Raw genomic sequence first — 12432 nt, forward strand, 5'->3', positions numbered from 1 at the left:
CGCGCGGCGCATGATCGCGATCGCCGCGATCTGGATTTCGGTGCTGTTGATCGGCGGCGGGTTCGCGCTCGACCGGGTGCTGACCGGTGCGATCACGCGCAACTTCGATTCGAACCTCGAATATGTGCTGCTCAGCATGATCCGCTCGTCGGAAATCGGCCCCGACGGTGAGGTCCGGATGATTGAGCCGCTCGGCGACCCGCGCTTCCTCGAACCCTATAGCGGCCTCTATTGGCAGATCAGCGGCGGGCGGCAGGAACCCTATCCGTCGCGCTCGTTGTGGGAACGACGGCTCGATACGTCGGACAAGCACGACGACCAGCAATTGCATGTCTATGACAGCAACCAGTTTCCCGACGAGGAATTGCGCGTCGCCGAGCGCGACGTCATGCTGCCCGGTAGCAAAACCAAATGGCGGTTCCAGATCGCCCAGTCGCGCGAGGTGCTGCAGGTGCAAACGCGGGCGGTGCGGGCGACGCTGATCCCGAGCCTCGGCCTGCTGGGGCTAGGGCTCATCATCCTCGCGGCGCTCCAGACCTTCTATGGCCTCTGGCCCCTGCGGCACATCCGCCGGGCGATCGCCGCGATGCGCGGCGGCCAGCAACGCCGCGTCGTGGCGCCGCTGCCGCTCGAGGTGCAACCGATCGTCGATGAATTGAACGCGCTGCTCGCGCATAACGAGAAACAGGCCGAAGAGGCGAGGCTCCACGCCGGCAACCTCGCCCATGCGCTGAAGACTCCGCTGACCGTGCTCGTCAACAGCGCGACCGGCAACAAATCGGATCTTGCCGATACGGTCCGGCGCGAGGCGGCGACGATGCAGCGCCAGGTCGAACACCACCTCGCGCGGGCACGCGCAGTCGGGCGGCGCGGTGCGGCGCAGGCGCGCGCCAACGTCCGTGACAGCGTCGACAGCGTGTCGCGCGCCGTGGCCTTGCTCTATCCCGACGCACGGCTCGACGCATCGGGCGACAAGGAACTGATCGCGCGGGTCGAGCGGCAGGATCTCGACGAACTGATCGGAAACCTGCTCGAAAATGCCGCAAAATACGGCGGCGGCAGCGTGTTCGTCACCGTCCAGCGCGAGGGTGGCATGGTGGAAATCCTTATCGAGGATGACGGTGCGGGCATCTCGCCCGCCGACCGCGACCGGGTCATCGACCGCGGCGTGCGGCTCGACAGCGGCAAGCCGGGAACGGGCCTCGGCCTCGCGATCGTGCGCGACGTGGCGGAGATTTACGGCGGCAGCATCGCGCTCGAAGAGAGCGAGGATTTAGGGGGACTGCTGGTACGGCTCAGGCTGCCGGCGGGGTAGGCAAGGGGCCGTTTGGGGTGGTCAGCGGCCGCCCGCTACCATCCGATTTCCTCGCTAGAAGCCAGCTGACCCGCTTCAATGTGCGGCACGCTCGACAGGTCCGTCGCTTCGGGGAGAGACATCATGTCTTCAATTGAGGACCAAAGAAAACGCTCGCTGGGACTATGGGTAGCGCGATCTTGTGCCAATGAGTCGCCCCAAGACTTCGCCGCGTCGGCGCAATCTGCGTCGATGAGGATACAGGCTACCCACTCCCTATCTTGGTCGTCCGGTAGCGCGGCATCATCAATGAACCACGCAGAATAGAGAAATTCCGCCATGCCTTTGTAAAGCAGGTGTCCGGAAGGTCTGCAATCGGTCGTTTCCTGCCCTCGGCGAAATAGGACCGGCAGCGGAAATTGCCGCTTTCCTAAATTATTTCACTGTGTCAGCCTTCGACCCGCTCTTTGACTTGTCGATCACAGCGCCCCGCTTCGCGATGCTCCTGGATACCAAGCCTTAAAGCGACAAAGGAGACAGTTTCCCCCTCAACGTCCGTCGCTTTTGTCGCTTTAAGCCGCCGTAACCTCCAACCCGCGCTGCACGCCCGGCCGCGCCAGTCCCGCATCGAGCCAGCGCTGCACATGCTCGAATCGCGCGAAGCCGACGATTTCGGCGGCGTCATAGAAGCCGATCAGATTTCGTACCCAGCCGAGCAGCGACATGTCAGCGATGCTGTAGCCTTCATCGATGATCCACTCGCGATCCGCGAGCCGGTCGTTGAGCACCCCGAGTAGCCGCGCCGATTCCGCCGCGTAGCGGTCGCGCGGGCGTTTGTCCTCATAGTCCTTGCCGGCGAATTTGTGGAAGAAGCCGAGCTGGCCGAAGATCGGTCCGGCGCCGCCCATCTGCCACATCAGCCACTGGATCGTTTCATAGCGCGTCGCCGGGTGGGGCGAGAGGAACTGGCCCGACTTGTCTGCCAGATAGATCAGGATCGCGCCCGATTCGAACAGCGCCAGCGGCTTGCCGCCGGGGCCGTCGGGATCGTAGATCGCGGGAATCTTGCCATTGGGATTGAGCGCGAGGAACGCCGGGTCGTGGCTTTCGTTCGCCATGATGTCGATGCGGTGCGGCTCATAGGGAAGGCCGCTTTCCTCGAGCATGATCCCGACCTTCACGCCATTCGGCGTCGGGGCGGAAAAAAGCTGGAGCCGGTCGGGATGCTGCGCGGGCCATTTGGCGAAGATCGGGTGCGTCACGCTCCTTGCTCCTGCTTGGCCTTCTGGTGATGGCGGATCACCTCCTCGATGATGAAGCGCAGGAATTTTTCGGTGAAATCGGGATCGAGATCGGCATCGCGCGCCAGTTCGCGCAGCCGGCCGATCTGGCGTTCCTCGCGCGCCGGGTCGGCGGGGGGCAGGCCGCCCTTCGCCTTGAGTTCGCCGACCGCCTTGGTCACCTTGAACCGCTCGGCAAGCATATAGACGAGCGCCGCGTCGATATTGTCGATGCTCTGGCGATAGCGGCTGAGTTGGTCGTCCATGCGCGGCTCCTCTGATGCCCGGCACGCTTGGCACCGCGCAGGGGCGCAAGGCAAGCCGAAAGTCGTTGCAAATTCACCCCCGCACGGCCAAGGCTCGCCGCGTCATGAGTGCTGAAATCCACCGTCTTCACGGCGAAAAGCCCCCCTCGCTCGACCCGATGATGGCGCTCGTCGCCGCCGACATGAACGAGGTCAATGCGGTCATTCTCGACCGCATGCAGTCCGAAGTGCCGCTGATCCCCGAACTCGCCGGCCATCTGATCGCCGGCGGCGGCAAACGCATGCGCCCGATGCTGACGCTCGCGTGCGGCAAGTTGCTCGACTATCCGGGCCGCCGCCACTGCAAGCTCGCCGCGGCGGTCGAATTCATCCACACCGCGACCTTGCTCCATGACGATGTCGTCGACGGATCGGACCTGCGCCGCGGCCGCAAGACCGCGAACCTGATCTGGGGCAACAGCGCGTCCGTCCTCGTCGGCGACTTCCTGTTCAGCCGCGCCTTCGAGGTGATGGTCGAGGACGGCTCGCTCAAGGTCCTCAAGATATTGTCGCGCGCTTCGGCGGTGATCGCCGAGGGCGAGGTCAACCAGCTCTCGGCGCAGCGCCGCATCGAAACGAGCGAGGACCAGTATCTCGCGATCATCAACGCCAAGACCGCCGAGTTGTTCGCGGCGGCGTGCAAGATCGCCGCGGTCGTCGCCGAACGCGACGATACGACCGAGGCGGCGCTCGACAGCTATGGCCGCAACCTCGGCGTCGCCTTCCAGCTCGTCGATGACGCGATCGACTATGTCTCCGACGCCGAGACGATGGGCAAGGGCGTCGGCGACGACTTTCGCGACGGCAAGGTGACGCTGCCGGTGATCCTTGCCTATGCGCGTGGCAATGCCGAAGAGCGCGACTTCTGGAAACAGGCGATCGTCGGCCACCGCAGCTCGGACGAGGACCTCGCTTATGCGACCTCGCTGCTCCACAAGCACGACACGATCGCCGACACGCTGGCGCGCGCGCGCCACTATGGCCAGCGCGCCGTCGATGCGATCGGCGGCTTCCGCGCCAGCCAGGCTAAGGCGGCGCTGACCGAGGCGGTCGCCTTTGCGGTCGCCCGCGCTTATTGAGGAGCGGTCATGGCGATGATGGGTCCCGCGGCCGAAAGCCCCGACGCCTATATCGCCGCCTTGTCGGGCTGGCAGCTCGAGCTTTGCACGATGCTCCGCGCCGCCGTGATGCGGGCTGCGGCTTTCGAAGAGACGATCAAATGGACCAATCTCGTCTTCCTGGCGAATGGTCCCTGCATCCTGATCCGTGCCGAGGAGAAACGCGTGCTGCTCGGCTTCTGGCGCGGCAAGAGGCTGCGCGAGATCGAGCCGCGCATCAAGGCGAGCGGCAAATATGAGCTTGGCAATCTCATCATGACCGAAGAGACGGTCATCGATGTCGCGGTCGTCGAACGGCTCGCGGCGGAGGCCTATCGGCTTAACTTCGATCTCGGCAATCCGTCGACAGGGACATGAGCCTGACCCTGCCGATCGACGCGGTGCTGCCCGACATCATGGCGGCGCTGACGCTCAAGCCCAATGCCGTCGTCGTCGCCCCGCCGGGCGCGGGCAAGACGACGCGCGTCGCGCCTGAAATCCTCAAACAGCCCTGGTGCAAGGGCGCCGTGTGGTTGCTCTCGCCCCGCCGCCTCGCCGCGCGCGCCGCCGCCGAGCGCATCGCCGAGGAGACGGGGACGAAGGTGGGCGGTCTTGTCGGCTATGCGACGCGTCTCGACAGCAAGCAGTCGAAGGACACGCGGCTGCTGGTGATGACGCCGGGGCTGTTCCGCAACCGCATCCTTGCCGACCCCGAGCTGACCGGGATCACCGCGGTGCTGTTCGACGAGGTCCATGAACGCAGCCTCGACGGCGATTTCGCGCTCGCGCTGGCGATCGACGCGCAACAGGGGCTGCGCGACGATTTGCGGCTCGTCGCGATGTCGGCGACGCTCGACGGTGCGCGTTTCGGCGCGCTGCTCGGCAATGCGCCGGTCGTGAAGAGCGAGGGCAAGATCTGGCCGCTCGATCTGCGCCACATCGGCCGCCGCGCCGAAGATCGACTGGAGGTCGGGATACTAGCGGCCGTGCGCCAGGCGCTGACCGACGAACCCGAGGGCGATATGCTGACTTTCCTGCCCGGTGCCGGCGACATCGAGCGCGCCGCGACCGCGGTCGAGGAAGCGCGGCTACCGCTCGTTGTCCACCGGCTGCACGGCCAGATCGACCCGGCGCTGCAACGCGCGGCGCTGGTTCGCGACGCGAACGGCAAGCGCAAGCTGATCCTCGCGACGAGCATCGCCGAGACCAGCCTGACCATCGAGGGCGTGCGCATCGTCATCGACGCCGGCCTGTCGCGGCGCCCGCGCTTCGACAAGGCGGCGGGCATCGCGCGGCTCGTCACCGAACGCGCCAGCCAGGCCTCGGCGACCCAGCGCGCGGGCCGCGCGGCACGGCAGGGGCCGGGGGTCGCTTATCGTCTGTGGGAAGCCGCGGCGACCGCGGGTATGCCGCCGTTCGACCCGCCAGAGATCCACGAGAACGACCTGATGCCCGTCGTGCTCGATTGCGCCAGCTGGGGCATCGTCGATCCGCGTCAGCTCGGTTGGCTCGACCCGCCGTCGCCAGCCGCCATTGCCGAAGCGAAGGCGCGGTTGCAGGCGATCGGCGCGCTCGCCGCCGACGGGCGGATTACCCCGCACGGCCATGCGCTCGCGGGGATCCCGCTGCCGGTGCCGCTCGCGCATATGATGCTCTACGCGGTAGCGGCGGGCGAGGCCGAACTCGCCGCGCGGCTCGCGGTACTGCTCACCGAACCGGGGCTCGGCGGGCGCGGCGTGGATGTCGAGGCGCGGCTCCAGCGCTGGAAAGGCGCAAAAGGCGACCGCGCCGAAGGGGCCTGGCGGCTGGGGCGCCGGCTCGCCGCGCTGGCGGAAAAACGCGTCGAGGACAGCGCGCCGCTGACCTCGCGCTCGGTCGGCGGCTGGATCGCGACCGCCTGGCCCGACCGCGTGGCGCGCCAGCGCGCCGGCCAGCGCGGCGAATATCTCAGCGTCGGTGGCCGCGCCTACAAGCTTGATCCGATCGATCCGCTCGCGGGTAGCGAATGGCTGGCGATCGCCGATGCGCAGGGCCATGCGGCGGGGGTGCGCATCCTCGCCGCCGCGCCGATCGCGCAGGTCGAGGTCGAGGCGATCTTCGCCGACCGCATCGTCGCGCATGCGGCGAGCAGCTACGACGTCGCGAACGACCGGGTCGATCATCGCCGTGAACGGCGGCTCGGCGCCATCGCGCTGGCCAGCGGCAAGGCCGGGCGCGACGAGGGCGCCGGGGACGACGCGGCGCTGCGCCTGACTGCGGTGCGCGACAAGGGGCTCGGGCTGATCGGCTGGGGTCCGGCATCGCAGGCGCTGCGGCTGCGCGCCTCCTTCGCGGGCATCGACGCGCTGTCGACCGCCGCCCTCGCCGACAGCGTCGACATCTGGCTCGCGCCGCTGCTGCCCGGATGCCGGGGCCTGCGCGATATCGGCGACCGAAGGCTGACCGACGCGCTGATGGCGTTGCTCGACTGGCCGGCGCGGCAATTGCTCGAAAAGCGCGCGCCCGACGACTATGTGACCCCAGCGGGCAGCCACCACAAGATCGACTATGGCGCCGACGGCGGGCCGCAGGTGTCGGTGCGGGTGCAGGAGATGTTCGGGCTGGCGCGCCACCCGACGGTCGGCGAACCGCCGGTGCCGCTCGTGCTCGCGCTGACCTCGCCCGCGCACCGCCCGATCCAGACCACCCGCGACATCGCGAGCTTCTGGAGTGGCAGCTGGCACGAGGTCGCGCGTGAGATGCGCGGCCGCTATCCCAAGCACAGCTGGCCCGACGCCCCGGCGACCGCGCGGCCGACCTTGCTGACCAAGGCGGCACAGGCGCGGCGCGACGGCGCGTGACGATGGGCCTTTTCGTCGGCGCACCGAGCCGCTAAGGCGGCGTCATCGCCACCAACGCAGGACGACCCGATGAAAGCGCGCATTTTCCAGAAGCCCAAGAACGCCATGCAGTCGGGCCGCGCGGGCACGCAGCGCTGGGTGCTGGAATTCGCCCCCGCCGAGGCGCGCAAGGCCGATCCGCTGATGGGGTGGGCGGGCAGCGGCGACACCCAACGCCAGCTCAAGCTGGGCTTTGCGAGCCGCGACGAGGCGGTGGCCTATGCGACGCGCGAAGGCATCGACGCGGAGGTCATCGCGACCCCGGCGCGCACGCTCAAGATCCAGGCCTACGCCGACAATTTCCGTTAAGTTTCAGGCAAAGGCCTCGTCATGGCGAGGAGCCGCAGGCGACGCGGCAATCCAGAGTCTGCGGTAACCGCCCTGGATTGCTTCCCCCGGCCTTCGCCGGGGTCGCAATGACCGGGATCGGTTACTCCGCCTCGGGCTGCAGCAGCTTGTGCAGGTGGACGACAACATATTTCATTTCGGCATCGTCGACGGTGCGCTGGGCGGCGCTGCGCCATGCCTTTTCGGCGGCCTTATAGTCGGGATACAGGCCGACAACGTCGAGATTGTGGAGGTCGACGAAGTCGAGGCCCTGCGGGTCGCTGACGCGGCCGCCGAAGACCAGGTGCAATTTGCTCATCTTGGTTTCCTAGCGCTGGTAGACTGGGGAGGGGATGCGGGCGCCCCTATTCCGCTACGCGCCAATAGGCAAGCAAGCTGTCCGCTTCCTGTCTTATGCGTCCTTGTCGCCGCCGCCGCTCTTGGGCAGCAGCGCGCCGAGCAGCGCACCGATCGCCACCGCGCCCGCGACGAGCGCGATCGGCTGCTTTTCGGCAACATCCTTGAGCTTCGAATTGGCGCGCTTCGCCTGCGCCTTGCCCTTGGCGAGCGCTTCGCCGGCGGCTTCGCGCGCGACGCCGGCCTGTTCGGCGCCCTTGGCGGCCAGCTCGTTCGTCGCGGCGCGGGCGCGGCCATAACCGTCCTGGATGCGCGCCTTCGCCGCCTCGGCGGTCAGCTTGGCGCTTTCGGCGGTCTTCTGCGCAACTTCACTCACTTTGGCGGTGGTTTCGCGGGCGGTTTCACTGAGCGGCTTCATTCTGGTCCTCCGTAATTTCACGATCTTCACCCACATCGCCTTGGTCGGGGCGTAGCTTGTCGAGGCCCGCTTCGGCGAGGTCGCGCAGGCGGCGACCGAGGCGCGGGGCATGCTCCCGGATCGGGTCGCGCAGCAGCCAGGCGATCCCCGCCGCCGCCGCAAGAGCGATCGGCAAGCGATTGTTCCTGAACTGTTTTTGTACCGCGTGCGCGGTGTCGTCGACCTTCGCGCCGAGGCGGTATTTGCCGCGGTTGTAGAGCGACTTCGGCTTGAAGGCCTCGCCCGCCGCCCCGAGCTTTCGCTGCAATTCGGCGCGCTGGATCATCGATCGGCGCGCGGCGTTGATCAGGCGGGTTCGCGATGGGCGCATCAATCATCTCCCCGCGCAAGAAAATCGTCGCGGAACGCGGCTTTGACATCGCCATAGCTGAGTTTCGCCCGCCAGCCCGCAAAGGCGGCGACGAGGAGCAGCGCCGAGACGACGATCAGCGTCGCGAGCAACGGCCCGACCTGGACGGCGAGCACGAGGATCGCGCCGAACGCCAGCGCGAGCATCGCGACGACGAGCGCGCTCCCCGCGACAAAACCCCAGGCCGAGGTCCAGCCGACGCCATGATAGGCGAGCGCGCCGCGCGCCTTGAGCAGCGCGACCTCGGCCTCCGCCGCCGCCTGCAGATTGTCGACGACGTCGCCGACGATCTTTTCCAGCGGCACCGGCGGCGGGGCGACCGGGCGCCCGTCGGGCGCATAGCCGTGGCTCACGCGGTTGAACGCGCCCTCTTCGGACGGGGCAGGGGTGTCAGGCTTTGGCGGTGACATTGCGAATGGCTGGGTTTCAGTCGCTGCTCGAACCCTTGAGCAGGCGTGCCAGCACGAAGCCGAGCACCGCTGCCGCACCGACCGACACCGCCGGGTTCTTCTTGACCAGATCCTTGGTCGCGGCGGCGAGTTCGTCGAGGTCCTTCTTGTCGAGCGAGGTGGCGAGGCCGGCGACGGTCGAGGCGGCCGAGCGGGCGTAGTCGCCATATTGCTTGCCGAATTTGCTGTCGACGGTGCCGGCGCTGTCCTCGAGCATCCGGGCGAGGCTGCCGACGGCTTCGGCGGCCTTGTCCTTGCCCTTGGTCGCCGCGTCGCGGGCCTTGGTCGAGGCCTGGCCAGCAAGCGCCGATGCCTCTTCCTTCAGCGAAGCGGCTTTTTTCGAGGCTTCGCTCTTGATCGTCGCGCCGGTGGCGGCGAGCTGGTCGCGGATCGGATGTTCGGCACTCTTGGCCGCCGCGGGCTTGCGCGCGGGCGCGGCCTTGGTTGCGGCGGGCTTGGCGGGCGCCTTGGCAGCGGGCTTCTTGGCGGCGGGAGTAGCGGCTTTGGCCATCGGTTCGTCCTCTTCTCTTATACGAAGCGCGGCTTTGCCCGCCGCGCCTGTCCCTGTCTCTGCGATAATATAGCAACAGGCGATGAATGGTTCCATAGCGCGGCAAAATTCCCCCAAAAATAGCGACGCGCACGGTTGCACTAAGGGCAGGGCGCCGATAACAGGCGGGCGCCTTTCCAACCGGCCCATTCAGTGCCGCCAGCAGGACGATCCTCCATGACCGCCATCATCGACATCCACGGCCGCGAAATCCTCGACAGCCGCGGCAACCCCACCGTCGAAGTCGATGTGCTGCTGGAGGATGGCAGCTTCGGCCGCGCCGCGGTGCCCTCGGGCGCCTCGACCGGCGCGCATGAAGCGGTCGAACTGCGCGACGGCGACAAGGGACGCTATCTCGGCAAGGGCGTGACCAAGGCGGTTGCCGCGGTGAACGGCGACATCGCCGACGCGCTCATCGGCCTCGATGCCGAGGACCAGCGCGAACTCGACCAGATGATGATCGACCTCGACGGCACGCCGAACAAGAGCCGCCTCGGCGCCAATGCGATCCTCGGGGTCAGCCTCGCCGCCGCCAAGGCCGCCGCCGACGCGCGCGGCCTGCCGCTCTACCGCTATGTCGGCGGCGTCTCGGCGCGCACGCTCCCCGTTCCGATGATGAACATCATCAACGGCGGCGAACATGCCGACAATCCGATCGACGTGCAGGAATTCATGATCATGCCCGTCGGCGCCGGCAGCATCGCCGAAGCCGTGCGCTGGGGCAGCGAGATTTTCCACACGCTGAAGAAGGGCCTGTCGGCCAAGGGCCTTGCGACCGCGGTCGGCGACGAGGGCGGCTTCGCCCCGAACCTCGCCTCGACCCGCGCCGCGCTCGATTTCATCGCGGCGTCGGTCGACGAAGCCGGGTTCAAGCTCGGCACCGACGTCGTGCTCGCGCTCGACTGCGCCGCGACCGAATTCTTCAAGAACGGCAAATATGAGATCAGCGGCGAAGGGCTGTCGCTCAGCCCCGAACAGATGGCGGAGTATCTCGCCGCGCTGGTCAAGGATTACCCGATCAAGTCGATCGAGGACGGGATGAGCGAAGACGACTTCACGGGCTGGAAGGCCTTGACCGACCTGATCGGCGACAAGTGCCAGCTGGTCGGCGACGATCTTTTCGTCACCAACCCGGTGCGGCTGGGGCAGGGCATCAAGACCGGCCTCGCCAACTCTTTGCTCGTCAAGGTCAACCAGATCGGCACGCTGTCCGAAACGCTCGACGCGGTCGATATGGCGCACCGCGCGCGCTACACCGCCGTCATGTCGCACCGCTCGGGCGAGACCGAGGATTCGACGATCGCCGACCTCGCGGTCGCGACCAACTGCGGCCAGATCAAGACGGGCAGCCTCGCCCGCTCGGACCGGCTCGCGAAATACAACCAGCTGATCCGTATCGAGGAAGAACTGGGCGACATGGCGCGTTATCCGGGGGCGTCGATTTTCGGGTGATGTCCGCCGGGCAGTGACAGATATGCGTTAACCTCGGCGCGCTAAACGCCGGCGGATTGGTCATGGACCAGATCGTTGGGGGAGCCGCGCGTGAACAACAAGAAGGCCATGGCAATTGGCGCTGCTGGACTGGCGATTGCCGTCGGCGGGATGGTTGTGGCGCAGGTTTCGCAGCAACGATCGGCCAACGGCATACCGGCGGCGCTGGTAAATGGCCTGAACCCGGGCATGCATATCGAGCAATATCTGGCGCAAATCGTCGGTCGGCTTCGTGCGGTCGATCGCAACGGCGATGGACTGGACAGGGCGGATATCGAATTCCAGGATTTACAGCGCACCACGCAGGAACGCGCGCAGAACATTCATCAAGTGCTGGTTTACGACTATGACGGCGACTTTCGCGTCACACGTGAGGAACTGGAGCGCGGTGCGCGGGGCGAGAATGACCGGCGAAGCGAGCAGGCCGATTCGACACTGAAAAATTTCGATGGCGATGGCGACGGTGTCGTCACCTTGCAGGAAGCGGCAAGCCGCGAGCGCAATCGTCAGCGTGAAACGTCGCTCGACGGACTTTTGGAACTGGACCCCAACGGCGATGGCAAGCTGACCGCCGCCGAGTTGATGGCGCGCGCCGAGCAGGCGTTCAAACAAGTTGACCGAGACGGTGACGGCACATTGTCCAAGGAGGAATATGCGGTGATCGCCGGTCGGGTCGAGGACATCCGGTTGAGCCGCAATGCCGAGACTTGCGACCTTCCTCCCGCGTCCAAGGATGCAAAGCTGGTCGTATTCGGCGCATATGATGCCGAGGCGATCTCGAGCGCTGTTGTCGGCGGCCAGGACAATGAAACGAACCTGATCGACGTGACGATCGAACCGGGATCAGGTCAACTTTACGTGGTTCTGACGTCGTATGAATCGATGATCTGGCGTTTGCGCGGAGCAACGGCGCGGGTCGATCGGGTCGTGGCGTCGTCGCTGAAGTCGGCGCCTGGCGGGGCGTCGGCATCAGGCGTGGTGGGCCTCCCCGCCGGCAAGGTTCACATCGCCCGGGCTGGTTGCCCGAATTATTTCGACAAGGCTGACGATTCCGGTGCGAAGCGCTCGCTGGCATCGATCCGGGCCTCGCTGCAGCGCGATCCGGATGCGGTCTTCGCCACCTATTCGCCGCGAAGCATTTCGCTGCCCTCCGGCGCTCTCACATCGGCCCGCGACACGCGCCCGGTGTTGCCCAAAGGCTTCGATGCCGGGATGTGGAACGAAGCCGCGCGCTACTGGCCTGCCGGACTCGCAGCGGTCGATCCGAAGCAGGTCGTGTCGAAGTCGAAGGTCGAGAAATATCTTGTGCTCCCAAGCCAGATGGGTCTGTCACAACTCATGGGTTCGGGCGCGGTAAAAAGGGAAGAAGGCGACACATTTCGCGTCCTTCGACCGATCGCTCATATGCCTCCGAGCATGGGCGGCGCGCACTCGATTACGCTGATTTTTCCGAAGGGTGTGCCGGTGGCACCAGGCGACGTTGGACACAGCTGCATCGTCGATGAGAATAAGCGCGAGTCCAAAGGTGCCAGGTGCCGGTCACCACGCTAGGCGGTCATCGGCACAGGGTCGGAAC

General features: G+C 66.6%; 15 protein-coding genes. 7 read left to right on the forward strand and 8 right to left on the reverse strand.

Annotated elements, in window-relative coordinates:
* The first annotated feature begins 10 nt into the window (after positions 1 to 10).
* Positions 11 to 1315 (forward strand): sensor histidine kinase, encoded by a 1305-nt coding sequence (locus ASD67_RS19455; protein WP_056352194.1) that lies wholly within the window; start codon positions 11 to 13, stop codon positions 1313 to 1315.
* A 35-nt stretch (positions 1316 to 1350) separates the two neighbouring features.
* Here the strand turns inward: ASD67_RS19455 and ASD67_RS19460 are convergent, their stop codons facing one another.
* From ASD67_RS19460 to ASD67_RS19470, 3 genes are all read right to left on the reverse strand, one after another.
* Positions 1351 to 1635, reverse strand: a complete 285-nt coding sequence (locus tag ASD67_RS19460; protein ID WP_056350682.1) for a hypothetical protein — start codon at positions 1633 to 1635, stop codon at positions 1351 to 1353.
* A gap of 231 nt (positions 1636 to 1866) precedes the next feature.
* The gene (locus ASD67_RS19465) at positions 1867 to 2556 is read right to left on the reverse strand and encodes a glutathione S-transferase N-terminal domain-containing protein (RefSeq protein ID WP_056350684.1); all 690 of its coding nucleotides are present in this window, start codon (positions 2554 to 2556) and stop codon (positions 1867 to 1869) included.
* Positions 2553 to 2840, reverse strand: coding sequence for a chorismate mutase (locus ASD67_RS19470; protein WP_056350687.1), 288 nt, complete (start codon positions 2838 to 2840; stop codon positions 2553 to 2555). Before ASD67_RS19470 ends, ASD67_RS19465 begins: the two co-directional genes overlap by 4 nt.
* Positions 2841 to 2944: 104 nt before the next feature.
* Between ASD67_RS19470 and ASD67_RS19475 the strand changes: the two genes are divergently transcribed.
* The 4 genes from ASD67_RS19475 to ASD67_RS19490 all read left to right on the forward strand — a co-directional run bounded on the left by ASD67_RS19475 (position 2945) and on the right by ASD67_RS19490 (position 7164).
* Positions 2945 to 3958 carry a polyprenyl synthetase family protein gene (locus ASD67_RS19475; RefSeq protein WP_056350689.1) on the forward strand — a complete coding sequence of 338 codons (1014 nt, stop codon included), beginning with the start codon at positions 2945 to 2947 and terminating at the stop codon, positions 3956 to 3958.
* Between the two features lie 9 nt (positions 3959 to 3967).
* Entirely contained in the window at positions 3968 to 4354 is a 387-nt protein-coding gene (locus ASD67_RS19480; protein ID WP_056350690.1) for a DUF1801 domain-containing protein, read from the forward strand.
* Complete coding sequence (hrpB, locus tag ASD67_RS19485) at positions 4351 to 6816, forward strand: ATP-dependent helicase HrpB (protein ID WP_056350692.1); 2466 nt, start codon at positions 4351 to 4353, stop codon at positions 6814 to 6816. Before ASD67_RS19480 ends, hrpB begins: the two co-directional genes overlap by 4 nt.
* A 69-nt stretch (positions 6817 to 6885) precedes the next feature.
* Positions 6886 to 7164 (forward strand): ETC complex I subunit, encoded by a 279-nt coding sequence (locus ASD67_RS19490; RefSeq protein ID WP_056350694.1) that lies wholly within the window; start codon positions 6886 to 6888, stop codon positions 7162 to 7164.
* 121 nt (positions 7165 to 7285) lie between these two features.
* Here the strand turns inward: ASD67_RS19490 and ASD67_RS19495 are convergent, their stop codons facing one another.
* The 5 genes from ASD67_RS19495 to ASD67_RS19515 form a co-directional block, all read right to left on the reverse strand.
* A complete protein-coding gene (locus tag ASD67_RS19495; protein ID WP_056350696.1) occupies positions 7286 to 7501 on the reverse strand; it encodes a DUF4170 domain-containing protein in 216 nt (71 codons plus the stop codon).
* Positions 7502 to 7594: 93 nt separating this feature from the next.
* Positions 7595 to 7957 (reverse strand): hypothetical protein, encoded by a 363-nt coding sequence (locus ASD67_RS19500; protein ID WP_056350698.1) that lies wholly within the window; start codon positions 7955 to 7957, stop codon positions 7595 to 7597.
* Positions 7941 to 8327 carry a hypothetical protein gene (locus ASD67_RS19505; protein WP_056350699.1) on the reverse strand — a complete coding sequence of 129 codons (387 nt, stop codon included), beginning with the start codon at positions 8325 to 8327 and terminating at the stop codon, positions 7941 to 7943. The genes ASD67_RS19500 and ASD67_RS19505 overlap by 17 nt, the downstream gene beginning before the upstream one ends.
* A complete protein-coding gene (locus ASD67_RS19510) occupies positions 8327 to 8719 on the reverse strand; it encodes a hypothetical protein (RefSeq protein WP_156377795.1) in 393 nt (130 codons plus the stop codon). Before ASD67_RS19510 ends, ASD67_RS19505 begins: the two co-directional genes overlap by 1 nt.
* Positions 8720 to 8792: 73 nt before the next feature.
* Entirely contained in the window at positions 8793 to 9326 is a 534-nt protein-coding gene (locus tag ASD67_RS19515; protein ID WP_056350702.1) for a hypothetical protein, read from the reverse strand.
* A 216-nt stretch (positions 9327 to 9542) separates the two neighbouring features.
* Between ASD67_RS19515 and eno the strand changes: the two genes are divergently transcribed.
* Both eno and ASD67_RS19525 read left to right on the forward strand, forming a co-directional pair.
* The gene (gene eno, locus ASD67_RS19520; RefSeq protein ID WP_056350704.1) at positions 9543 to 10817 is read left to right on the forward strand and encodes a phosphopyruvate hydratase; all 1275 of its coding nucleotides are present in this window, start codon (positions 9543 to 9545) and stop codon (positions 10815 to 10817) included.
* Positions 10818 to 10907: 90 nt separating this feature from the next.
* The gene (locus ASD67_RS19525; protein WP_056350706.1) at positions 10908 to 12407 is read left to right on the forward strand and encodes an EF-hand domain-containing protein; all 1500 of its coding nucleotides are present in this window, start codon (positions 10908 to 10910) and stop codon (positions 12405 to 12407) included.
* Positions 12408 to 12432: the final 25 nt, after the last annotated feature.

Origin of the sequence: Sphingopyxis sp. Root1497, assembly GCF_001427085.1 — a bacterium.
Taxonomy (GTDB): Bacteria; Pseudomonadota; Alphaproteobacteria; order Sphingomonadales; family Sphingomonadaceae; genus Sphingopyxis.